Source organism: Streptomyces sp. NPDC047525, from assembly GCF_040643025.1.
GTDB classification, from domain to species: domain Bacteria; phylum Actinomycetota; class Actinomycetes; order Streptomycetales; family Streptomycetaceae; genus Streptomyces; species Streptomyces durmitorensis.
Genome location: NZ_JBEYTL010000002.1, coordinates 555,680 through 579,508 on the forward strand (window position 1 = coordinate 555,680; position 23,829 = coordinate 579,508).

At 66.4% G+C, this 23,829-nt stretch carries 13 protein-coding genes and 2 pseudogenes; 11 read left to right on the top strand and 4 right to left on the bottom strand.

Annotated elements, in window-relative coordinates:
- Nucleotides 1-99: 99 nt before the first annotated feature.
- The 3 genes and pseudogenes from ABZ833_RS07390 to ABZ833_RS07400 all read left to right on the top strand — a co-directional run bounded on the left by ABZ833_RS07390 (nt 100) and on the right by ABZ833_RS07400 (nt 4,900).
- Nucleotides 100-2,643, top strand: a complete 2,544-nt coding sequence (locus ABZ833_RS07390; protein ID WP_361042353.1) for a discoidin domain-containing protein — start codon at nt 100-102, stop codon at nt 2,641-2,643.
- A gap of 102 nt (nt 2,644-2,745) precedes the next feature.
- A pseudogene (locus ABZ833_RS07395) lies at nt 2,746-2,939 on the top strand (proprotein convertase P-domain-containing protein); the annotation flags it as partial.
- A gap of 329 nt (nt 2,940-3,268) precedes the next feature.
- Nucleotides 3,269-4,900, top strand: a complete 1,632-nt coding sequence (locus ABZ833_RS07400) for a M4 family metallopeptidase (RefSeq protein WP_361042356.1) — start codon at nt 3,269-3,271, stop codon at nt 4,898-4,900.
- A gap of 478 nt (nt 4,901-5,378) precedes the next feature.
- Here the strand turns inward: ABZ833_RS07400 and ABZ833_RS07405 are convergent, their stop codons facing one another.
- The gene (locus tag ABZ833_RS07405) at nt 5,379-6,380 is read right to left on the bottom strand and encodes an AraC family transcriptional regulator (RefSeq protein ID WP_361042359.1); all 1,002 of its coding nucleotides are present in this window, start codon (nt 6,378-6,380) and stop codon (nt 5,379-5,381) included.
- 898 nt (nt 6,381-7,278) lie between these two features.
- Between ABZ833_RS07405 and ABZ833_RS07410 the strand changes: the two genes are divergently transcribed.
- From ABZ833_RS07410 to ABZ833_RS07420, 3 genes are all read left to right on the top strand, one after another.
- The gene (locus tag ABZ833_RS07410; protein WP_361042361.1) at nt 7,279-7,614 is read left to right on the top strand and encodes a hypothetical protein; all 336 of its coding nucleotides are present in this window, start codon (nt 7,279-7,281) and stop codon (nt 7,612-7,614) included.
- Between the two features lie 789 nt (nt 7,615-8,403).
- Nucleotides 8,404-8,925: a DUF4232 domain-containing protein gene (locus ABZ833_RS07415; RefSeq protein ID WP_361042364.1), complete on the top strand. Its 522-nt coding sequence runs from the start codon at nt 8,404-8,406 to the stop codon at nt 8,923-8,925.
- 568 nt (nt 8,926-9,493) lie between these two features.
- Nucleotides 9,494-10,345 carry an AraC family transcriptional regulator gene (locus ABZ833_RS07420; RefSeq protein WP_361042367.1) on the top strand — a complete coding sequence of 284 codons (852 nt, stop codon included), beginning with the start codon at nt 9,494-9,496 and terminating at the stop codon, nt 10,343-10,345.
- A 516-nt stretch (nt 10,346-10,861) separates the two neighbouring features.
- Here ABZ833_RS07420 and ABZ833_RS07425 read toward each other — a convergent pair.
- A complete protein-coding gene (locus tag ABZ833_RS07425; protein ID WP_361042369.1) occupies nt 10,862-12,073 on the bottom strand; it encodes a cytochrome P450 in 1,212 nt (403 codons plus the stop codon).
- Between the two features lie 662 nt (nt 12,074-12,735).
- Between ABZ833_RS07425 and ABZ833_RS07430 the strand changes: the two genes are divergently transcribed.
- From ABZ833_RS07430 to ABZ833_RS07440, 3 genes are all read left to right on the top strand, one after another.
- Nucleotides 12,736-14,559 carry a non-ribosomal peptide synthetase gene (locus ABZ833_RS07430; RefSeq protein ID WP_361043143.1) on the top strand — a complete coding sequence of 608 codons (1,824 nt, stop codon included), beginning with the start codon at nt 12,736-12,738 and terminating at the stop codon, nt 14,557-14,559.
- A 529-nt stretch (nt 14,560-15,088) separates the two neighbouring features.
- Nucleotides 15,089-18,478, top strand: coding sequence for a thioester reductase domain-containing protein (locus ABZ833_RS07435; RefSeq protein ID WP_361042371.1), 3,390 nt, complete (start codon nt 15,089-15,091; stop codon nt 18,476-18,478).
- A gap of 360 nt (nt 18,479-18,838) precedes the next feature.
- On the top strand, nt 18,839-19,198 hold the full coding sequence (locus ABZ833_RS07440; protein ID WP_361042374.1) for a hypothetical protein: 360 nt from the start codon (nt 18,839-18,841) through the stop codon (nt 19,196-19,198).
- A gap of 132 nt (nt 19,199-19,330) precedes the next feature.
- Here the strand turns inward: ABZ833_RS07440 and ABZ833_RS07445 are convergent, their stop codons facing one another.
- Nucleotides 19,331-20,563 carry a cytochrome P450 gene (locus ABZ833_RS07445; RefSeq protein ID WP_361042377.1) on the bottom strand — a complete coding sequence of 411 codons (1,233 nt, stop codon included), beginning with the start codon at nt 20,561-20,563 and terminating at the stop codon, nt 19,331-19,333.
- A 400-nt stretch (nt 20,564-20,963) separates the two neighbouring features.
- A pseudogene (locus tag ABZ833_RS07450) lies at nt 20,964-21,350 on the bottom strand (condensation domain-containing protein); the annotation flags it as partial.
- A gap of 255 nt (nt 21,351-21,605) precedes the next feature.
- Between ABZ833_RS07450 and vioD the strand changes: the two are divergent.
- Together vioD and gntD are read left to right on the top strand one after the other, a co-directional pair.
- Nucleotides 21,606-22,724: a capreomycidine synthase gene (gene vioD, locus ABZ833_RS07455; RefSeq protein ID WP_361042380.1), complete on the top strand. Its 1,119-nt coding sequence runs from the start codon at nt 21,606-21,608 to the stop codon at nt 22,722-22,724.
- 23 nt (nt 22,725-22,747) lie between these two features.
- Nucleotides 22,748-23,779 carry a guanitoxin biosynthesis L-enduracididine beta-hydroxylase GntD gene (gntD, locus tag ABZ833_RS07460; protein WP_361042383.1) on the top strand — a complete coding sequence of 344 codons (1,032 nt, stop codon included), beginning with the start codon at nt 22,748-22,750 and terminating at the stop codon, nt 23,777-23,779.
- Nucleotides 23,780-23,829 lie beyond the last annotated feature (50 nt).

Sequence of the window (23,829 nt, forward strand, 5' to 3'; positions counted from 1 at the left end):
TCAGCCGATTGGCGGGAGAACGCCCTTTACATCCCTGCACCCTATTGGCATGGTCATGCCCTCATCTGCGCACCTGTCGCGCATCCCCGGGGGGACTTCATGCTGACCCGTCTGTTCAGATCCTTTCCGCACGGCAGACTCAGATCCACCGGCCTCATAGCCTTCGCGCTCGCCGCCGTCGTTGCCGCGCTGCTTCCGTTGACCGGCATCAGCCCGGTCGTCGCGGCCGCCGGATCCGGCGCCGCCGGAGCTCCCGATCCCCGGCACCCGATGGCGGCCCCGCACGAGCCCGTGGTGCCGGCCGACGCCATGGAACCCACCGCCCCCGTCCTGCCCAGGGACAGCTGGACCGTGTCCGCGAGTGATGAGGAGACCGCGTCCGAGAACGGACGCGCCGTCAACGTTCTCGATGGCAGCAACGCCACCATCTGGCACAGCAAGTGGAGCGGCACCGCCGCGCCGCTGCCGCACACCCTCATCGTCGACATGCACCGGACGGCTGTCGTATCCGCACTCGTCTACCAGCCGCGCACCAACAGCGCCAACGGCCGGGTGGGTTCGTATGTCATCCACCTGAGCGCCAACGGTACGAGTTGGGGTTCCGCCGTCGGCTCCGGCACCCTCGGCGACGACGCGACCGCCAAGACCCTGAGTTTCGCCGCGCAGGGCGCCCGCTACGTGCGGCTCACCGCGACGAGCGAGGCCGGCAACCGCGGCCCCTGGTCATCCGCGGCCGAGATCAACCTCCTCGGCGACCCCGGCTCACCCGCCTCCGTGGTCGACCTGCCGCGGACCGGGTGGACGGCGACGGCGAGCGACGAGGAGGTGAGCGCCTCGGCTAACCCCGCCGCCAACGTCCTCGACGGCGATCCGGACACCCTCTGGCACAGCCGGTACTCCGGTACCGCCGTGCCCCTGCCGCACAGCATCACCATCGACATGAAGAGCGCACGCGACGTCTCGGCTCTCACTTACCAGCCGCGCAGGTCCGGAGCCAACGGCCGGGTCGGCGCCTACACCGTCACGACCAGCACGGACGGCACCACGTTCGGGGCACCCGTCGCGAGCGGCACCTGGAAGGACGACGACACCGTCAAGGGGGCCACCTTCTCCCGCATGGTCAGCGCGCGTTACGTACGCCTGACGGCTACCACGGAAGCGGGCGGGCGCGGGCCGTGGTCCTCGGCGGCGGAGCTCCGTCTCAGCACTCCGGCGAACCCGGCGACCGCCGGCTCCTGGGGCCGGGTCACCGGATTCCCGCTGGTTCCCGTGGCCACCGCCCTGCTGCCGAACAACAAGCTGCTCGCCTGGTCCGCGTACGGCGTCGACCGCTTCGGGGGAAGCAACGGCTACACACAGACCGCGATCATGGATCTCGGCACCGGAGCCGTGACCCAACGACGGGTCGACAACACCCGGCACGACATGTTCTGCCCCGGCATCGCGGTCCTGAAGGACGGCCGGGTGCTGGTCACTGGCGGCAGCAACGCCGAACGGGCCAGTATCTACGATCCGGCCACCGACGCCTGGTCGGCGACCAGCGACATGAACATCGCCCGTGGCTACCAGGCCATGACCCTGCTCTCCAACGGCGACGCCTTCGTCCTCGGCGGCTCCTGGAGCGGCGGCCAGGGCGGCAAGAACGGCGAGGTCTGGTCGCCGTCCACCGGCGCCTGGCGCAAGCTGTCCGGCGTGCCGGTGACCAACACCATGACAGCCGACCCGGCGGGCCCTTACCGGGCCGACAACCACCAGTGGCTGCACGCGACTTCAGGCGGCCGGGTCCTCCAGCTGGGGCCGAGCAAGCAGATGAACTGGATCTCCACCCAGGGGGACGGCTCCGTCACCGCCGCCGGAACGCGGGCCGACAGCGCGGACGCCATGAACGGCAACGCCGTCGCGTACGACATCGGCAAACTCCTCACGCTCGGCGGTGCGACCACCTACGAGAACACGACGGCCACCCGACGCGCGTACACCGTCGACCTCAACGGGGGCGGAACCCCGGTGGCCGCGCGTACCGGCGACATGGACTTCGCCCGTTCCTTCAGCAACAGCGTGGTCATGCCGGACGGCAAGGTCGCCGTGTTCGGCGGGCAGTCCTACCCGGTGCCGTTCAGCGACGCGACCTCCTCGCTCACACCGGAGGTATGGGACCCGGCGACGGGGCAGTTCACCCGCATGGCGAGTATGGCCGTGCCGCGCAACTACCACAGCGTGGCCAACCTGCTGCCCGACGGGCGCATCTTCTCCGGGGGCGGCGGCCTGTGCGGCGACTGCGCCACCAACCACGCGGACGGGGCCGTCTTCACGCCGCCCTACCTGCTCAACGCCGACGGCACCGAGCGCACCCGGCCCGTCATCACCGGTACCGTGCCCGCCCGCGTGGCCAACGGGGCGACCGTCCCCGTGACCACTGACTCGGCGGTCACCTCGTTCGCCCTGGTGCGGGCGGGCGCGGCGACCCACTCCACGGACAACGATCAGCGGCGCGTACCCCTCACCTTCACCCGCAACAGCGCGACGTCGTACACCCTCAACGTCCCCTCCGACCCCGGGGTGGCGCTGCCCGGCAGCTATCTGCTGTTCGCGCTCAACTCGGCCGGGGTGCCGAGCAAGGCCCGGATGGTCAGCGTGGGCTGACCGCGCGCACGACGAAGCCCCGCCGAGCAGACGGGGGGGGGCTTCGTCGTGCGCGCTGTTCGGCAGCGGGCTGTCGCGTGGACGTCCTCTTCACGTCAGCGCCGCGGTGACCTCCAAGTCGACCTGGAGGTCACCGACGGCACGGTCTATCCGCTGAAGCGGACCAGCAGTTCGGGCCCCACGGCCAACGTCAAGGAGACCTGCACGGTCAACGCCTCGTCCGAGCCGCCAATGGCACCTGGAAGCTGAAGGTGCAGGACAGGACTGCGCAGGGCACGGGCCACATCAAGTGTTGACGGGTGGCTTGCCCCGTAATCCTCACCCCGCACAGAGGCTCCGCCTCACCGAGGCACATCACCGCCGCGGGTAATCAACTCTGCCGCGTGGCTGGCGCGTTGCCGATGCCGACCGCGTTCATGATCTGTTCGCATTGCGTATGTCGACCATCGTTCAACGGACTATTTCTGGCCAACATCCAGCCAAAAGACTGACATGTACCTGGTTGAAGTGACACGCTCCCCCGCAACACGCTGCACGTACAGCAACACGCTGCACGCCCGCATCGCGTCTTTTTCTGCTCCGGGCGGCCCTCCATGCCTCCCGGGCCCCCACAGATGGAGCCCGCGTGATCTCTGATATATCCCGTAAGCGTTCGACGCTCGCGATCGCCACCGCCGTGGCCGCCGGGGCGCTGCTCACCGCCGGACTGACCACCGGCGCCTCCGCCCAGCCGGACAAGGAGACCGGGCCGTCCGGCTCTCCCGTCGCCCTCTCGGTGTCGGCCCGCGCGGACCTCCTCCAGGACGCGAGCGTCGAGAGATCGGCGACCGCCGGGCGGATCGGCCTCGGTGCCAAGGAGAAGCTCGTCGTCCGTGACGTCATCAAGGACGCCGACGGCACCACGCACACCCGCTACGAGCGCACCTACGACGGCCTTCCCGTCCTCGGCGGCGACCTCGTCGTGCACACCGCCAAGAACGGCGAACTGAAGGGCGTCACCAAGGCGACCGAGGCCACCGTGAAGGTCGCCTCCACCGACGCCAAGCTGGGCAGGTCCTCCGTCGCCAAGTCCGCCGAGTCGACCGCCGCGAAGGCGAAGACCGCCAAGGCCGACGCGCAGGCCCCGCGCAAGGTGATCTGGGCCGCCTCCGGCGAGCCCGTCCTCGCGTACGAGACCGTTGTCACCGGCGTGCAGAAGGACGGCACGCCCAGCAGGCTCCACGTCATCACGGACGCCGCGAGCGGGAAGAAGCTGTACCAGTACCAGGCCATCGAGAACGGCACCGGCAACAGCCAGTACAGCGGCAAGGTTACGGTCGGCTCCAAGAAGGGCACGAGCGGCTACGAGCTGACAGACAAGGCCCGAGGCGGCCACCGCACCTTCGACCTGAAGCACGCGGAGAGCGGCGGCGGCACGCTCTTCAAGGACGCCAACGACGTCTGGGGCAACGGCAAGCCTTCGAGCGCGCAGACCGCCGCCGTCGACGCCGCCTACGGCGCCCAGCTCACCTGGGACTACTACAAGTCCGTGCACGGCCGCAAGGGCATCAACGGCGACGGCAAGGGCGCGACCTCCCGTGTCCACTTCGGCAACGGCTACGTGAACGCGTTCTGGGACGACAGCTGCTTCTGCATGACGTACGGCGACGGCGAGGGCGACAAGAAGCCCCTCACCTCGATCGACGTCGCGGCCCACGAGATGACGCACGGTGTCACCTCGGCGACCGGCAACATGGAGTACAGCGGCGAGTCCGGCGGCCTCAACGAGGCCACCTCCGACATCTTCGCCACTGCCGTGGAGTTCAAGGCCAAGAACCCCAAGGACGTCGGCGACTACCTCATCGGCGAGAAGATCGACATCAACGGCGATGGCTCCCCGCTGCGTTACATGGACAAGCCGAGCAAGGACGGCCAGTCCCTGGACAAGTGGAACGCCAACGCGGGCAATGTCGACGTCCACTACTCCTCCGGCATCGCCAACCACTTCTTCTACCTGCTGTCCGAGGGCAGCGGCAAGAAGCGGATCAATGGCGTCCAGTACAACTCGCCGACCGCCGACGGCTCCAAGGTGCTGGGCATCGGACGCGGCAAGGCCGAGAAGATCTGGTTCAAGGCCCTGACGACGTACTTCACGTCGACCACCGACTACAAGGCGGCCCGTAAGGGCACGTTGAGCGCTGCGAAGGACCTGTACGGCGCGAATTCCGCCGAGTACAAGCGTGTGGCTGCTGCCTGGACCGGCGTCAACGTCAAGTAACCCCCGGTCAGTCACGTAACGGGCGGCGTCCGAAACGGGCGCCGCCCGTTAGGCGTTCACCGCACCAGTACCCGCGCCCCTTTCCCGTGCACTCGAATGGCACCGCCACCAGCCTCAACTCGACTCCGTCGACGAGGAGTCGGTGCACCGGGAGGATCCGAATGTCGAGGACCGGCTCAACCTGAAGGTGGCGACCCGGGTGTGGAAGACCGTGCTGGGCGGATCCGGCTGATGCCCCGCGGGAACCTGTGTGCGACGGAGCGGCAGGAGTGTCCGATCAACGGCGGACCTGCCGATCCGAGGAGAGACGCCAGGTGAGCGAGACGCTTGGGCGCGTGTCCGCCGGGGGAGCGGGCTGGCGGTGGGAGCCGTCGGCTGCGTCGAGCGCGCAGTTCGTCGCGATGCTGGAGGGCGAGATCGGGGAACCAACAGCCGGCCGCACGACTACCGGGCGGCGGCGTCACCCGCCATGGCCTCCTTAAGACTGCGTCTTGTGCAGGGTGGCCGAGGGCGTCACGCCGTAGCGTTGACGGTAGGCGACGGCGAACCTGCTGCGGTGGGTGAAGCCCCAGCGGTAGGCGACATCGGTGATGGTCACCTGACCCGGTTCCTTTGAGCGCAGCTCCTTGTGGGCACGGGTCAGCCGTATCCGGCGCAGGTAGTCCATGGGTGGCATCCCCACGTGCTGGCGGAACCCCTGCTGCAGTTGTCGGATGCCCACCCCTGAGATCTCGGCAAGGGCCGTGACGGTGAACGGATGCTCCGGGTGCGCCTCCATGGCGTCGATGGCGCGCTTGACCGGGGCAGGACGGCTGGGCGGGACTGGCCGCGCCAGTTGTTCACGGTAAGGATGATCAGCCGCCAGTAGCAGCCCGATCACCACTGCCTCGTGCAGCCGCTCGGCGACCAGCTCCTGACCGATGAGCCCCTGGGACGTCTGCGCATCTTCCGCCGCCATCCGGACCAGTTGGGCCCAGCTGCGTCCGGGGCCGTGAGAAATGTCCATGGCGGGTTTCAGTCGAAGAGGCAGCCGGATCGGAGTGCCGAGGAGTCGCTCCAACTGGAGCTCCAGTTCGGGGCGTTCGATCTTGACCGCGAGAAGTCGGCAGTCGCCGCTCCACTGGTCCAGCACTGTGTTGCGGCCAGGCTGGAAGACGGCGGCTTCGTGCACGGTGGCCAGGAGCGGATCGAGGCGTCCCTGGTGCCACGCCATGGACCCGGACAGCGGCATGTCGACGTGGTAGGCCCCCAGTTCACCGAAGCGCATGCACAGGTCTGCACCGAACTGCAGGGTGCCGAGCGTCATCCGGCGGAGCCTGCTGACCGTGAAGTACCCGGTGAGAACGGCTGACGGCTGGAGCAGGTCGACGACGTTGGAGTAGAAGTTCTGCCGGATGACTTGGCGGGCCTCGTCCAGGTCGTGGGTGCGGAGCCGGACCGGCTGGGCAAATTCAGCTCGGAGGGGCGAAACCTGATGCATGTTCCCGTCGCTTCTTGTGTGGGCCAGCGGCTTGTTTGTCCAGCCGGGGCATGGCTCTTCGTTCCATCAAGAGGCAGGCCCGAGGCCGTGCCTCCGTCGGTGATGTCGGTGATGCCGGTGGGGTTGATGGGGGACGTCCGAGGTGGCCGGCTGATGAGCGGCGGACCCGCGTGAACGTCGAGGGCCACTCCCGCTGCGGCTGATGCGTTGGGGCGGCACGTCAGCCCAGCCCCGCCCCCTGACGCAATACGTCAGCGATCCCGTAACGGGAGGCCCGGCCCTCCGTCGGCAGCACGCCCGCAGACCAGCGCCGACGCGACGGCCGAGGCGAAACCCAACGGAGCCACGCGTTCCCACCACACCTCAGGCACAGAATTGTTCGGCATCCGCAGAAGTCTGCCGCCCCATCAACCAAGGCCCTGACCAAACTCGTCCGCAACGATCAATCAGCTGCGTTTACAGGATCACTGCATGTGTTAAGCGGATCAGGCCCTCAGGTAGCAGCGCCTAACTTTCCAGTGGGGCAACTGCCCTTCCGTAGTACTGGCAGACAGGGCGTCGCTCGGTCATGCTGCGGCCGGCGTTCTGGGTGCCCGGACCCCGCACCCAGGCGTCCCGCCAGCAACGGCATCGTCGCCATGCCCGCGTAGGCGACGAGCAGATGCCGCTTCCGGGCCGTCTTCCCCGCCTGAGGCGGCGTCATGGGAGGCCCCCCTGCAATGACAGGTCAATACAATCAGCAGACCGGCATAAACGAATGACATCGGAGTGACCTATGGGCATGGGGCGTTCAGGGACTGGCCCGCGGCTCACACCGCGGAAGCGTAGATCTGCCCGGATCCTCCTGCTCGCCCCATGCTTTGTCGGCGCTTTGCTGATCTGCACCTCTTGCGCCCCGTTGAGCGACCCTTATCCGGAGAAGGGGGCCGCGAAGCCCCGGGCCCTGGTGCGGGAATGGAAGAACGGCGATACGGGGGCGACGCTCGGCCTGCGGGGCAAGGGAAAGTTCACCGTCAAAAACCTCAGGGTGCAGTACTACTCGTGCTCGCCCAGTGGCCTGCACACCAAGTCGGGAAAGGGAACCTGGAAGTCTCTGGATGTGGCAGGCGCGACCTCGGTAGTGCTGGCCTTCTCGGACGGGTGTGACACCACGCTCTATTACGGCGAGGAATCAGGGGACCCCGTCCTCTACAACTCCGCCGAGGGTGCCGACATCGTCATGAAGCTGACGTAGCTGCGGTAGAGGTATCCGTTTCTCCTGCCTCCCCGTCTTCTTCTCCGCGGTCCTGTAAGAGGGCGCCGCCGGCCTCCGAGACAGACATAAGGCTGTCGTGACACGTGATGGGCGCTGAGGCCCCCCGCCGGGCAGGTCCTGGCAGGGGGCCTCAGCGTTCCTGAGGCGTCTGCGAGCGCCTCACGCTCGTCCTCGGCGTCCTGACGGCTGTGCTCGCGGTGCTCGTTTACGGGTGGGTGGTACGCCGGACCGAGCGCCGCCCGGCCACGGAGGTGGGCGGGAGGGGGCCGGGGCCGCGCTCGGCGTGGGGACGCTGATCGGCTTGGGGGTGTTCGGGCTTGTCATCCTGCAACTGACCACCAACGGGTACTACGAGATCAACGGCCGGGGCTCGACGACCGGAGCGGCAGTTCTCGCGTTCGGTACCGAAGTGAGGCGGATCCACCCGCTTGTCCGCGCCTACGGCCACGGCTCATGCCCTTCGCCTCGTGGTCATCCTCGGACCGGTGGTCGTCCGGCTGTTCGGGGCAGCTTGTCAGAGAGCGTTCGGCAACCGGCGTCCCGGCGTCCCAACGTCCCGGCGTCCCAACGTCCCGGCGTCCCAACGTCCCGTTCCACGCCCACGATGTCTGTGCTGGTCAGGGCATGTTTCGGCGTTCCGGCGTCCCGTAGTGGTCGTCATCTGTGTCGGGCGGGACGGATCACCGAACAAGCTGCGGTCATCCCAGCAACCCGCTGGACGAACCACTTCCGCACCCCTCAGCACCCTTCAGCACCATGGAGATCTAGATGTGTTCGCGCCTTGTCGCCCGTTCCGCCCGCCTCACCCTCGCCGCGGTCGCCGCGCTGGCCCTCACCGGCGCCGCGACGGCCGCCGCCACGGCCGACAGTCGCCGCACCGCCGCACCGGCCTGCGCAACCGACGACCTGACCTTCACGGTCACTGAGGAGACGCAGGCGGGCGGCTACCTCTTCCTCACCGCCAAGGCCAAGCCCGGTATCTCCTGCACCCTGGAGGGCGTCTTCCCCTCCGCGTCCTTCGGCTCCTCGCCCGACACTGCCGTGTCGCCCGCCGAGCACGCTGTCAGCGAGAGCATCACCCTCGAAGGCTCCACCACCGTGTACGCCGGCATCAACCCCAAGATCACCAACGACGACCTCGGCCGGGAATTCGACCAGCTCCACCTCTCCGTCGCCGGCGACGAAGTCAACTCCATCACCCTCGACCTCCCCAACACCGTCCTGGTCGACCAGCCCATCGCCACCAACTGGCACGCCGACCCCGCCGACGCCGTCCCCTTCTCCAGCTGACCTTCTTCACCAACTGACCCGCCTCTCCGGTCGGCCTCCGCTCGGGGGCGCCTGCGCACAGAGAAGCCGTTGCGGGCTCCCGTCCCCACGGGCCCTAACCGGCGGTCCGGCGGGAGTCGGCGTACGTACGCGTACCGCTCGATGCGTCAGCCGTACACCGGCCTCCCTTCACCTCACGCGCGCACCACTCCCGGTCCTCTTCGATGGGTCGGAGACGGCCGTTCCGGCGGATGCGCTGGAGTATGTCGCGGGGAAGGACGGTGCCTCGTTCGTATTCGCCGGCGAGCAACTCTTCGAGGTTCGGTTCGGTTCCGGTGGTGGGACGAATTCAAGTGACGTCGGCAAACACCGCCGTCCCAGTAAGCGCACGGCGGATCGCCCTGCCATGACGCCCCTCCCTCTGTCTGCCGTCCATCTGTGAGTGCCATCCAGAGTGGGCAGTAGCTCCAATAACGTGTCGCTGACCGTTGCGTGACACAGAGGGTAATTATTTCCAGCCCGGTTCAATCTATGACGAACCTGGTGCCTGTAACTCCTCGTTTCCCCGACCCGCGCAAGGGAAAACTACGTGCCCATTACGTGGCGAGACCAATCCTTTCAGAAACTCGTTGTGGAAGAGCAAGTCGCTGGACACGACAGCGACACCTGGACATACCAATTGTCGGACCAGTGGTTCGGCATCGTCACGCCAATACGAGGTGTGTGTCAAATTGAACGTCGAGACAATCACGGTTGGCGACGTACCACGCTCACGCCTGGAGAGGTCTGCCGGGTCGCACCCAACAACCTGATCCGGCTCAGCAGGACACCGCCCAGACGTCTCCCATTCGAAGTCGTTTATATCCAGCTTTCCGTAGAATTCCTTCAGCGAGCGCAGGACACACACACCACCGCTCCTGTCCGTGATGTTTCGGAATTACAAACACTGCGCGCCTTCGATCCACATGTCGCATCCATGGCGCAAACGCTACTTCACGCCCGAAAGACAGGTGCAGGAGAGAGCTATGCCCTGAGTGCAGCCCACTACCTGGCCGAATACCTGCTCCATCCATTCCGTTCCGCATCACCGGGCACGGGAGGTCTCAGCCCGGAACAACTGCTCACACTGCGGGCCTACATGGAGATGCACCTGTCCGAGAACATCACACTCGACCAGTTAGCCAGAGAAGCACGTCTCAGCCGGTACCACTTCCTGCGCCGATTCTCTGTCGCCACGGGAAAGACGCCCATGCGGTACTTGACCGGGTTACGCATCGACGCTGCCCGCCATTTGCTCACAGCGGGCAGCGACCCCATATCCCAGGTCGGCAGGCTCTGTGGTTTCCCGAATCCGGAGAACTTCGCGCGGGTGTTCAGGAAGCACATGGGCTGCTCGCCCTCGGAGTACCGGCAGCGAGGGCAGTGTCCGCCCTCTCCTTGAACGCCGACACGTGACGACGGACCATGGCCCCAGCGAACACGGTGGTGGAGATGACAGACACGTGCCGGACGAGGCCCCGTACTCCTCCAACGGCTCCGGCGCAGGCGGACACGGACGGCGAGCAGTCATCTTCAGCCCCCAAGCCAGTTGACTCCTACCACCGGCCTACGACCAGCCGTCACCCCACACCATCGCCGGATTAACGAACTACCGGTAAGGGGGGCGATCCCTCGCCCACCGCCTCACGGCGGAACACCTGGTTAGGGGCCAGCTCGGCCGACAACTCGAACGAACTGTGCAACACCGGATGCGCGGCAAGAACGACGGAGAGGGCGCGGAGGAAATGCTCTCTTCTCAGAGAGGCAGCCCGCAGGTCAACCGTCCGACGGCGTAACGGGTCGGCCCGCTGTCGCCCAGCTCACAACTCCGCACCAACGCGAGCTGCTGCTCCGGCAGCGGTAATGCGCCGACATCATGTCCCAAGGAGCTCTCCTTCGGCCGAGGCGAATGCCACATTCAGGCGATTGCCTCAAAGGTGATCGGAAGGGATGCAAGGAAGCGGAAGTTGATGCTTTCGAGCCACTCAGGCTGCGCCACCTCGCACTTCCAGTTGGTGGTCCGACGCAGCAGCGCCCGGAGTGCGACGTCGATCTCGGTGAGAGCTAGTGAGGCGCCCAGGCAGTAGTGGATGCCGTGCCCGAACGACAGGTGATCAGCGGCCGGTCGGGAGACATCCAGTACGTCAGGGTCGGTGTAGCGGCGGGGGTCACGATTCCCTGAACCAAGAACCAGGGTCACCGACTGGCCGGCTCGGATCAGGTGCTCACCGAGGTCGATGTCGGCGAGCGCCTTCCGAGTGGTGAACTGGACCGAACTGTCGTATCTCATCAGTTCGTGCGTGGCGGGTGTAATCAGCTCAGGATCTCTGCGCAGCCGCTGAGTTTGCTCGTCGTTGTTCAACAGGGCGAGGGCCGCGTTCCCGATCAGATGTGTGGTAGTCGCCTGCCCCGCGTCGATGAGCAGCAGGAGGTTGGCGAAGACTTCGTCCTCGGTGTAGTCGGCTGCCCGGAGCTGGGGACTGATCATCCGGCTGAAGAAGTCGTCGGCCGTGCTGTTTCGACGAGCGGTGGCAGTGCGGTCGAAGGACTCCCTCAGTTCCTGTATCCGCGCGTTCTGGGAGTCGGACTGGGTAAAGAACTCATGCAACAGCCCCTGCCAGCTCTCCAGAAGGTGGGTGGCGTCGTCGGATACGCCTGCCAGTTTCGCGATGACGCCACGGCTGAGCGGTTCCGAGAAGTCGTGAATGATGTCCATGCGCCCGGTCGGCAGGACCTTGTCGAGCAGTTCGTCGGCCAACTCCTGGACATGAAAGCGTAGTTCCCGGGCGAGGCGGGGAGAAAGGCTCGGCCTGATCAGTCGGCGTAGCCGGGTGTGATGCGGCGGATCATTGAACAGCATCATGTCTGACAGTGTGCGAGCCAGCAGTGCAACATCGCCACGGGCCTGTTCGGGGAAGCTCTCGTAGAAATCCGATATTCTGGCCACAGAAAGACGTCTGTCCTTCGAGAGATCGAGTATTTCCGGATGGCCGAACACCGCCCAGGTCTGCATCCATTCATCCCACTGTACCGGTGATTTTGTACGTAACTCGGCATAGAATGAGTATGGCTCCGCCGCATGTTCGGGATCGAGCAGGTGAGAAAGATTCGTCGTAGGGGGAGTGTGCATGGAAGATCCTCCAGTCCACCGCATCGAAGAAGTCGAAACCCGAGGCTTCTAGCGGGGGTATAGATCGATAGAATTCGGGCCCGCCGGATCATGAATAATATACGGGAGTTAAGCACTGCGCCGGTATTGGAATATCGAGACAGGCTAGCCATGTCCGCGAGTTGACGTCAAGTGTCGCCAGCAAAGCGCGGCTGACAGTTATTGCGTTCTTCTGGACACATATTGCGCGCCGCCTCGCCAGCCCTTCTTGCGGCATTGACGCTGGGGTGAACGGATGCCAGAGTGAATCTTCGCCGGTCTGAGTGGAGTTCAGTGGCCTTCCGATGAGCGTGTACTGCTCATGTTCGCCCGCCACTTTCTGTCCTTAGGAATGCAGTCTGTTTTCGGGAGTTGATACCGGTAGTACCTGATCCGTTGGCAACGCTAGCCGGGTTGTGGACTGGACTGCTTGGACACACCGATCTCCGTGACGACTCCGACTTCTTCGAGTTGGGGGAGATCCACTGCTGATCACATTCCTTCCCCGCCAGCTCGACCAGCGTCTCACGCCATGAAACGAGCAGCATCAGCCGAGAATTAGTGTGGGAATTTTGATGACCTTGCCAGAACAGAACTTTGTGTCGAACGCTCCACACGAGGAGCTCAGCCCAGTCCATGCAGTCGTGGCCCGGATAGCCAGCAGTGATCCACTGAGGGTCGCCGTTCGGAGCAGGGGCACCGAGCTGAGCTACGGCGAGCTCGACGCTTGGGCCAGGCGCATCGCGGCGTCTGTCCGTGCGGCAGGTGCGGGCAGAGGCGAGCGAATCGGTGTGCTCGTTGAACCTTCGAACGCGATGATCGCCGCCGTGCTCGGAATCCTCTACGCCGGTGCCGCGTACGTCCCGGCAGACCCGGCCCACCCTGATCAGCGGATCGCCGATGTGTTCGCTGACGCGGGCGTGTCTGCCGTGATCGTCGCAGACGGCACGTCTGGCCGACTGCCCACGCTCACATGCCCGGTCATTCGAGCGGAGGACGCCCGAGAAGGAGAAGAGACCACGGCGGCGGCAGTCGCGGTGACACCCAATGACGCCGCTTACATCATCTACACCTCGGGCAGCACCGGCGAGCCCAAAGGCGTCCTGGTCGAGCACAGTCAGCTGTCCGCTTCCACTTGGGCACGCCGCGCGGTGTATCCCGGCGCTCCAGTCTTCTTGCTTGTGTCCCCCTTGGCCTTCGATTCCTCGGTTGCCGGATTGTGGGGGACCTTGACCGCGGGGGGATGCTTAGTCGTAGCTGCATCTGATGAAATCCGCGATCCTGAGCGGCTGGCCCGCCTGGTGGAACGCTGGCAGGTGACCCGGCTGCTCTGTGTACCGCTCCTCTACAGCGCACTGCTGGACGCGGCGACACGGCAGGGCACGCGGCTGGATGCGCTGGATACGGTGATCGTGGCCGGCGAGTCGCTGGCTGAGGCATTGGTGGAACGCCATTTCGCCTTGCTCGGCCGCACAGTCGCCCTGGTCAATGAGTACGGCCCGACCGAGGCCACTGTATGGGCCAGCTTCCGCCGTTATGAGGCCCCTGGACCGGTATCCATCGGCGGGCCGGTGCCTGGTGTCCGCCTATACCTGCTGAATGAGGAGCTGGAGCCGGTCCCGCGCGGTGTACGCGGCGAGCTGTTCATCGGCGGCACAGGGGTAGCGCGAGGATACTTCGGCCGCCCTGAAGCGACTGCCCAGGCTTTCATCGGCGACCCTTTCACCGACGTCGAGGGCGCCAAGATGTACCGCACGGGGGACCTCGCCCTGTGGAACGACGATGGCGAGTTGAAATTCCTCGGCCGCCGCGATCAACAAGTCAAGATTCGTGGCCATCGGATCGAGCTCGGCGCAGTCGAGGCTCATCTGCGTACTGCACCAGGGGTCAGCGACGCCGTCGTGGTGACGAACGCGGAACAGACCCAGCTTGTCGGGTTCGTCCTGTCGCCTCCTGACATTTCTCCAGAACCAATCCGCGAGCATGTGGCCCGCAAGCTGCCGCAAGCCATGGTTCCGAACTGGATTCACGTGCTCGATCGGTTTCCTGTGACTGTCAACGGCAAAATCGACCGAAAACGCCTTGGTGCTCTGGCAGAAACCTATCCGGACTCCCGGACAGAGAATGTAGCCGCCGCCCCCACGGACGACACGACTGGACGGGTGTCCGCCGCGTGGGCCGAGGTACTGAAGCGGAAAGACGTTCCGATCGAGGTGAATTTCTTCGATCTGGGCGGCCACTCGGTCAAGCTCTTTGAGCTGCAGAACGCCCTTGAGCGGCATACGGGAGTTCGGCTCTCGGTTGTTGCTCTGTTCTCGCGTACCACGGTGGCGGCGCAGGCAACGCTGATCCGTGACGGCGTGCCCTCGGACGATGGTTCGGCTGTGGTCGGGCGAGCGGCATCGGCCAGGCGCGCTCGCGCGCTGCGAGCACGGCGCCGGCGTTTAGAGGAAGGGGAACGGCGGTGACGGTTCTTCCCTACGTCCGCAGCGATGCCCTGATGTTGGACACCTATGACTTCAGCATGGAGCCGCAGTTGCACTGCCCCGTTCCCACAATCGTCGGCGACGAAGACGAGCATGCGGACCGCCGACCCTGGCACTTGCTAAGCATGGGGGCATTCTTCGAGCACCTGGTGAGGGGAGATCATTTCTACCTTCATTCAGAACCTCCATACGCTCTGATCCGGAAATCCCGCAACGTCAAGATAACCAGCCGGAAGGACTCGTCTCATGCAGGCTAATAGGGAGGTAACCCTGACATGGGAAAATCCGTAGTGGGGTACGAGGAAAGGGAACCGGGGGCTGGTGTGACGCAGGAAGGCATTCGATCGGCACTTTCTGATTCCGTGCCCGCGCACTTGATACCGTCGGCCATCGTTGTCCTCGACCGCATGCCCATGACGACGAATGGGACGGTGGACGATACTGCGCTGCCCGATCCCCCCTCCGCGCGCCCCGACCTGCACAAGCTCCGTTCCAGGAAGGGCACGACGCGATGACGACCGAGGAAGCCGCACAGCACGACCTTGAGCAAACGGTGGCCGTCGTGGGGATGAGTGGACGCTTCCCCGGCGCCCCCGACCTCGACGCCTACTGGGCCAACCTGCGCGACGGCGTCTGCTCGCTGTCCGAGTTCACCGAGAAGGAACTGCTCGCCGACGGGGCGGACCCGGCCGAGCTGCGCAATCCCGCATTCGTCCCGGTGCAGGGGCATCTAGCTGACGCGGACCGCTTCGAGGCCGAGCTCTTCGGCTTCAACCGCACCGAGGCGGCCGCCCTGGACCCGCAGCACCGGGTGCTCCTGGAGACCGCCTGGTCGGCGCTGGAGGACGCCGGGTACGCCCCGCTGAACGCACCGTCCCGCACCGGCGTCTACATGGGCGGCAGCTCGACGGAGCACGCGCTGGCCGCCGAGACGGACCCGGCGCTCGCCGCGTCGATCGGCGCGATCCAGGTGCGTCTCCTCACCGACCGCGAGTTCCTGGCGCCCTGGATCTCCTACCGGCTGGGCCTGGACGGGCCGAGCATGATGGTGCAGACGGCCTGCTCGTCCTCGCTGACGGCGGTCCATGTTGCCGTCCAGGCCCTGCTGCTCGGCGAGTGCGACACCGCGCTCGCGGGCGGCGTCGCCATCGGCGCCCCACGCAAGGAGGGCTACGTCTACTACCAGGGCGGGACCTCCTCCGCCGACGGCCGCTGCCGCCCCTTCGACGAGAAGGCGGCCGGCACGGTGGCGGGCAGCGGGGTGGGCGTGCTGGTGCTGCGGCGGCTGGAGGACGCGCTCGCCGACGGCGACCCGGTGCGCGCGGTGATCCGGGGCACGGCAGTCACCAACGACGGGGCCGGCAAGGTCGGCTTCACCGCTCCGGGCGTGGACCAGCAGACGGCCGCGATCACCGAGGCGTGGGCTGCGGCGGGGCTGGAGCCGTCAGCGGCGCAGTACGTAGAGGCGCACGGGACCGGGACCGAGCTGGGCGACCGGATCGAACTGGCGGCGGCGAGCGCGGCGTTCACCGCCCGAGCCGGCCTCGACGGTGGCGTCGGCATCGCGCTCGGTTCGGTGAAGTCGAACATCGGGCACGCCGACGCGGCGGCCGGTGTGGCGGCGCTGATCAAGACGGTCCTGATGCTGGAGCACGCCACCCTGGCTCCGACGGTGAACGTCACGAGCCCGATGGCCGCCCTGCGGGACTCGCCGCTGCGGCTGGTGACCGAGACCCGTCACTGGCCGCGCAGGCCGGACCTGCCGCGGCTGGCCGGCGTGACGTCGGTCGGCATGGGCGGCACGAACGTGCACGTGGTGGTGCAGGAGGCACCGCCACGCGAGCCGCGCGCGAAGGCCGACGCCCGCCCGATGGTCCTGCCGCTGTCGGCCCGCACCGAGCATCAACTCGCTCTCGTGGCGTCGCGGTTGGTGGCACGTCTGCGCGAGGCCGACGCCCCCGCCCTCGCCGATGTCGCGCACACCCTGCGCACCGGCCGGGTCGGGATGCCCGTGCGTGCCTACGTGGTCGCCGCCGGCGTGCAGGAAGCGTCGGACAAGCTCATGGCACTGGCCGAGGGCCACCCGGATCCGGTGCGGGACCCGTCGGGGGAGGCGTGGCTGCGCGGAGAGGAGGTGGCCTGGCCGGCGCTCGACGGCGAGGTGCGCCGGGTACGGCTCCCGTCGTACCCGTTCGCGGGCGAGAGCTACGGCGCCCTGACGCTGCGCGGCCCGGCCGCTCAGGCGCCGGCCGAAGGCGCGGCGCCCGCACTGGGGAGTGAACTGGAGGCCAGGGTCGCCGAGTTGGTGATCGAGGCGCTGGATCTCGACGGGCCCGCCGGTCTGGAGAAGACGTACATCGAGGCGGGCGGCGACTCGCTGACGTCCGTGCATCTGGCCGGACGGCTCCGCGACGAGCTGGACATCGACGTACCGATCGAGCTGTTCCTGGAACCGGTCACGCTGAAGGAGATGACGATCCGCATCCTGGAGATCAAGGAAGGCGGCGAGGGCGCCGGGCGCCCTGCTCGCCGAGTTGCGGCCGTGCGGCGGCCCACCTTCGCCTCGGTGCACGGCGAGGGCGTGACCGAGGTCCACGCGAAGGACCTCACCCTTGACAAGTTCCTCGATGCACACCTCCTCGCCGACGCCCCCGCGCTGCCCCGCGCCGAGCGGGCGCCGCGTACCGTGCTGCTGACCGGCGCGAACGGCTACCTCGGCCGCTTCCTCGCCCTGGAATGGCTGCGCACCCTGGCGCCCGCCGGCGGTCGGCTGATCGCCCTGGTGCGCGGCAAGGACGCCGCCGCGGCCCGGCAGCGGCTGGACGCGGCCTTCGACGCCGGCGACCCGGAGCTGGTGCGGACGTACGAGGAACTGGCCGCGGTCCATCTCGAGGTCGTGGCGGGTGACATGGCGGAACCGCGGCTCGGCCTGGACCAGGCGGCCTGGGACCGGCTGGCCGACGAGGTCGACCTGATCGTCCACGCCGGTGCGCTGGTGAACCACCTCCTGCCGTACCCGCACCTCTTCGACGCCAACGTCGTCGGCACCGCCGAACTCGTCCGGCTGGCCCTCACCCGCCGGACGAAGCCGATCACCTACATCTCCAGCGTCGGGGTCGCCGACTCCTGCCGGCCGGCCCTCGACGAGGACACCGACGTCCGCGTCGCCCTACCGGTCCTGAACGTCGACGGTGGCTACGCCAACGGGTACGCGACCAGTAAATGGGCCGGCGAAGTGCTGCTGCGGGAGGCGCACGACCTGTGCGGGCTGCCGGTCACGACCATCCGGTCCAGCATGATCCTCGCGCACAGCCGGTACGGCGGACAGCTCAACGTCGCCGATGTCTTCAGTCGCCTCCTGTTCAGCGTGCTCGCTACCGGGGTCGCGCCGCGCAGCTTCTACCGTGCGGACGGCGAACGCGCCCACTACGACGGCCTGCCGGTCGACTTCACCGCCGCCGCCGTGGTGGCGCTGGGGGGCCGCGTGACCTCTGAAGTCCCTTCCGGATACCGGACGTTCAGCATCGTGAACCCCCACGACGACGGCGTCTCCCTCGATGCCATCGTCGACTGGCTCGCCCAGGACGGCCACGCCATCGAGCGGGTGGACGACTACGCCGAGTGGTACCTGCGGTTCGAGGCGGCGATGCGCGCCCTGCCCGAGGCACAGCGGCAGTACGCGGCGCTGCCCATCCGGCACTCCTTCAAGGAGCCCGAGGACCCGGTACCCGGATCCGTCATCCCCTCCGACCGGTTCCGCGCCGCAGTCCGGGCCGGCGCCATCGCCGGGCACGGGGAGATCCCGAGCCTCACGCGCGACCTCGTCGCCAAGTACGCCCGGGACCTGAAGTACCTGATGACAGCGGGGCGCCCCATGGACGGCGGCCACGTCAACCACTGACGTGCCGCCCGGGACGCGGAGCCGGGATCATCCCCCGTCCCCGGCTCCGCGTCCCGCAGTACAGCCCCCGGGACGGCCGGAGGGCCTTGGTGCCATACCGAAACTTCGGTGGGCCCATGGTCGACGGTTCGATGTTCAGGCAGGGCAAGAGAGACTGGGTGCGGCCGAGTGGCGCGTCAGGTGCGTGAGATCCGTACGCGTGAGGCCATCCATGGAAGCCATGGCGCGCCTGTTCATCGAGGTCGGGTACGAAGCCGCCACCATCGCCGCATTCGTCGAACGGACCGGGCCGAGGGGCTCGTTCCGCAGACGCACAAGCTCCAGGAATGGGTCGACCTCGGGCTCCCGCTCGCACACCGGATGCCCCAGGAACCGATGCTGCGTGCGGCTGTCCAGCTGTCCGTCTACCCCAAGGCACGCAGCATGCGCGGCACGCGCTGGCCGGACTGGATCAGCCTGTTCGAGGACCTGCTCGTGGAGGCCGAGGAGCGCGGCGAGCTGCTGCCGCACGCGGTCCACGCGGAGATCGCACGGCTGATCGTGGGTGCCTGGACCGGAGTGCAACTGGTGACCGAGGCGCGGCCGGAGAGCCCGGGCCTGTCCGAGGAGATGGCGCGGCTCTACCAGTTGATCCTGCCGAACATCGCCACCATGGGCGTCCTCGCCAAGCTGGACACCTCCCCGTACCACGCGAAACGCGTGCTCGAATGGGTGCCCTGAACGCTCAGTCGGAGCTGACCTCCACTGCCGAGGTCGCCTTGTAGCTGTCGGACACCCTGTCACGCAGTGCCGTCAGGGTGAGCACACCGGAGGACTTCCTGGCCGACTCCTCGGTCATGAACGACGCCCGGCTTATCGGCCGGGCGTGAACCGTATCGGCAGAGCCTTGATCCCGTATACGGGGGTCAGATCCGGAAACCATTCGATCGCCGCGTCATCGGCGACGGTGTAGTCCGGTATCCGGTCGAACACCTCCTCCAGCATCGCCGTGAACATCTCTCGCACCATGGCCGCGCCCACGCAATAGTGCTGGCCGGCACCGAAAGCGAGGTGGCGGCCGGCGTCGCGGTTCAGGTCGATCCGGTCCGAGTGCGGGAAGACGGAGTCGTCGCGGTTCGCCGCGGCCCACCCGAGCAGCACCTGCTCGCCCCGGGTGATGCGCTGCCCGCCGAGTTCGACGTTCTCGGCGGCAATCCGGCCCGTGCTTTGAACGGGTGACACCCACCGCAGGAACTCGTCCACGGCGGTGCGGATCATCGAGCGGTCGGACATCAGCCGGGACCGCAGCTCGGGTTGCTGGGCGAGGGTACGGAGCGCGATCGCGGTCAGGCTTGACGTCGGATAGATGCCGAGCAGCAGCAAATACATCATCGAGACGATGTCATCGTCCGGTACCGGTGCTCCGTCCACCTCACAGGTCGCCAGGTGCCCGAGCAGCCCCCGCTTGTCGCCGTCCCGTTGCGCGTCGAGTGCTTCCACCAGCTCCAGGCAGATCAGTTGCGCGCATTCGCGGGCTGTCGACGGATCGTGCGGAGCGGCGAAAAGCGCCCGGTAGAGCAGGGAGTCGATGTCGAACCATCGCTCCTCCGGCAGTCCGATGTCCCGCATGGTCAGAATGCTGGGCAGCTTCTCGGTCATCGCCAGAACGATGTCACACTCGCCGCGCTCGATCACTTCGTCGATACAAGCCGCCGCCAACTTCCGGACCTCGCCGGCGCGCGCAGCGACCCGCTTCGGGGAATAGAAAACGGAGATCAGCTTGCGGTACTTCAGGCACTCCGGCGAGTCGAGTTCCAGCGGTATCATCCGGTTGCTCTGCCCGAGTGAGGGAATGGTGACACCCTGCACCGTACCGTCCGCCCTATCCTGCGCGGTTTGGAAGGTCCGGGCATCGCGGGCCGCCGAGGTGACCTCACGGTGGCCGGTCGCGACCCAATAGCCGTCCCAGGCGCGGCTCCACTGCACCGGACAGGATTCGCGGAGTTTCGCATAGGTCGGAAACGGATCCACCGCTATCGCCGGGTCATGGCTGTCGTAGTCGAACCCTGCTCGCCTGTCCACCAAGGAAATCACCTTCGCTGTCACGGAGTTTGCTCGCCATCGCGCTCCGTAATCTTAACAGCGGAATCGACGACGGCAGATGACGCAGCAATATTGATCGAATATCGAGCAACGATCGACAACAGCCTATTCTGGGTCTTCGAATTTAGCCTCGACTCTTCGGTGGGGTTTGGTCGTTAAGGGCTTGCCGGGAGACAAGTCGTGGCTTCCAGCTGTGGGACTCGTTGTTCTGGTTTGGGGAGACCGGAGGGGATCGAGGCCGTCCTGACCTCGCGCGGAGCGGCTGAACTGGATACTGGTCAGGCTCTGTTGGGGCGGGTGCGTCGTCCTGGTGGGGGCCGGAAGAAGGCTGTGGACCTTGAACAGCGCCGTGCCCTCGGCCCGGGCCACCTCGGTCAGCGCCGTGTGCACCCCCTTCGTCCACGCTGAACGTGATCGTGGCGCGGACCCCGTCGGACACCGGCCGACGCGGCCGGTCCACCGGCAGTCGCAGCTCCTCGGGCATGCCGTCCAGCGCGGTGCGCCAGTACTCCAATTGTCGTGACACCAGACTGTCCGGGTCCTTCTCGCTGCCTAGCAACTGCTGCTGCCACAGCACGTAGTCCGCGTAACTCACGGGAAGCCTCGGCGTATCCGGTGTGACACCGCGCCGGCGCGCCGTGTAGGCGCGGGAGAGGTCGCGGGCGCGCAGACGCCTCGTACATCGCCTTCCGCAGCTCTGTTCCGGCCGGCTCCCGCTACTGCAGCACCATCGCGCGTTCCGGTAGGTCCAGGAAGCCCTCTTCTTCCTCGATGTCGGTTGTCGGCAGATGGAGCACCCGACTCATCGACGCATGGGCAGCAATGCAGATCCCGTAGCGGGCAATATCTGTCAACTGCCCATATCGGAGAGGACATACATTGCTCCACAGAAGACCTCACACCCTCGATCTGGGAGTTTGAGGAATCAAGTCATTGGACCAGAAACGAGAGATCAGCATCTCTGCCGAACTGAATCTACTTACCTCTTGCGATCTCTGTATGGGACCGCGGTTCTCGGGTCGCGAGGATAAGGTTCTGGAGAACGATGAACTTTGATGGGGCATTGCTCGAAGACTGGATGCGCGACCACTATCATGACGCTGCGATAGACATCGGGTCGAGTGGGGTTCTTGACTACTCGCTCGGACAGGTGCGAGAACTCGCCGGCATCGAGCCTGGTGATTTGGACGAGATCGTTTTCCGGGACAGTCCGTGCCTGGGTCGGGACGACCTGCGCGAGGCCATCGCCTCGCGCTGGGGGGACGGTGACGCGCGCAGGGTGATGCTTACGCACGGCGGCAGCGAGGCTATCTACGTCGCGCTCCAGACCCTCCTTGAGCCAGGTGACCAAGTCGTCGCCCTGCACCCGGCCTACCACTCGCACGTATCCGTCGCAGAGTCCATGGGGTGCGAAGTTCTGCGTTGGCGGCTGCGCGAGGAGGACAAATTCCGGCCTGACGTGGAGGAACTTGCGAGGCTCGTCACTGCGCGCACAAAGGTTATTGTGGTCAACTTTCCGCACAACCCGACCGGCGCGACACTCGACCTTGCTGGTTTCCGTCGCCTGCTTGAGATTGCTGACAATGTCGGCGCCTATCTCCTGTGGGACGGCGCTTTTACGGACCTGGTCTACGATGACGCACCGCTGCCTGACCCCGGACTGACCTATCCGCGCACTGTGTCGATCGGAACCTTTTCAAAAGCTTTTGGTCTACCCGGCATGCGTATCGGATGGTGCATGGCCGACCCGGAGCTTCTGCGGGCGATGACCAACCTGCGCGACCGCATCACCCTCAGCCTCTCTCCGCTTCTCGAGTACATAGCGCTGCGCGTCGTACAGCGTGCAGACGTCTTCATCGCTCCCAGGCTGAAGAACGCCAAGGCCAACCGACGCCTGTTGGCCGACTGGGCCGCGCGGCACGAGGATCGTGTCGACCTCCCGCTGCCCCTCGGCGGAGTGACAGCGTTCCCGCAACTGCGCCCGTGGCGGGACACGACCGAGCTTTGCCGTCGGCTGGGAGAGACCAGCAACATACTGCTCGTCCCCGGCCGGGCATTCGACCACCCGTGCCGCGTCCGGCTCGGTTTCGGCGGCGATCGCAGCCAACTAAGCAAAGGCCTGGACATTTTGGGCGCCGAGTTGGCCGCGAGTCGCCAACTGTGAGGCGGAAAGGAACCCTGACGAACATGCAGAGCATTGAACTCTCGGACATTGAGCTGAAGACAGTCAACGAAGTACTCGCTTCGCTCACGGCGAAGTTCCACTCGATCAGTGACCCGGAGTTCGTCCGGCAGTGCGCGGTGTACGCACACGAGCTGCCGCAGCGGCTGCGGGCCGAGTTGAACGCGTTTCGCCTGGAGGCTTCCGGCGGCGCACTGTGCATCCGCGGCTTCCGGATCGACGACGTCGGTATCGGGCCCACCCCCGAGCACTGGCGTACTCACGTCGGCCGGGCGTCCACGCTCCCCGCGGAGATGTACTTCATGCTCTGCGCATCTCTGCTGGGCGACCCCATCGGCTGGGCGACGCAGCAGGACGCCCGGATCATGCACGACATCTTTCCGATCAAGGGGCACGAGAATGAGCAGATCGGCACGGGCAGCGAAGAACTGCTGACCTGGCACACTGAGGAGGCCTTCCACCCGCTGCGGGCCGATTACCTCGGCCTGGCCTGTCTACGCAACCACGATCGGGTGGCAACGATCTTCGCCTCGGTCGACGACCTCGAACTCACCGATGAGATCAAGGACCTGCTCTTTCAGGAGCGGTATCCGATCAAGCCCGACCGCTCGCATCTGCCGAACGGCGACGAAGACAGCCGGGAGATGTCGGCGCGCGAACGCGAGCTGCTCTCGCGCAGCTATGAGTGGATCATGGCGAAGGACAGCGAGCCCGACCGAGTCGCCATCCTCTCCGGCGACCGCGAAGCACCCTATCTACGCATCGATCCATTCTTCATGGAGGACGCATACGACGTCCCGGACAGCGCCCGCGCAATGAAGGCTATCGAGGCGGAGGTCGATCGCAACGTACGAGATTACGTGCTCGAACCGGGTGATCTGCTCTTCCTGGACAACTACAAGATCGTGCACGGCAGGGTGCCGTTCACTGCCCGCTTCGACGGCACGGACCGCTGGCTCAAGAGGCTGAACATGGTGCGCGACCTGCGGAAGTCGCGCGATCGCAGAATCAGCCACGACGCGCGAGTGATCTATTGACGGCCTACAGCCCCTCGGCCCTCGCGGCCGGACGGACCTTACCCGGAAAG

Excerpts from the sequence above, each read along its gene's own strand:
- ABZ833_RS07440 (WP_361042374.1), top strand. The coding sequence starts at position 18,839 with ATGCCCCAGGAACCGATGCTGCGTGCGGCTGTCCAGCTGTCCGTCTAC.
- gntD (WP_361042383.1), top strand. The coding sequence starts at position 22,748 with ATGCAGAGCATTGAACTCTCGGACATTGAGCTGAAGACAGTCAACGAA.
- ABZ833_RS07415 (WP_361042364.1), top strand. The coding sequence starts at position 8,404 with ATGTGTTCGCGCCTTGTCGCCCGTTCCGCCCGCCTCACCCTCGCCGCG.
- ABZ833_RS07435 (WP_361042371.1), top strand. The coding sequence starts at position 15,089 with ATGACGACCGAGGAAGCCGCACAGCACGACCTTGAGCAAACGGTGGCC.
- ABZ833_RS07425 (WP_361042369.1), bottom strand. The coding sequence starts at position 12,073 with ATGCACACTCCCCCTACGACGAATCTTTCTCACCTGCTCGATCCCGAA.
- ABZ833_RS07390 (WP_361042353.1), top strand. The coding sequence starts at position 100 with ATGCTGACCCGTCTGTTCAGATCCTTTCCGCACGGCAGACTCAGATCC.
- vioD (WP_361042380.1), top strand. The coding sequence starts at position 21,606 with ATGAACTTTGATGGGGCATTGCTCGAAGACTGGATGCGCGACCACTAT.
- ABZ833_RS07405 (WP_361042359.1), bottom strand. The coding sequence starts at position 6,380 with ATGCATCAGGTTTCGCCCCTCCGAGCTGAATTTGCCCAGCCGGTCCGG.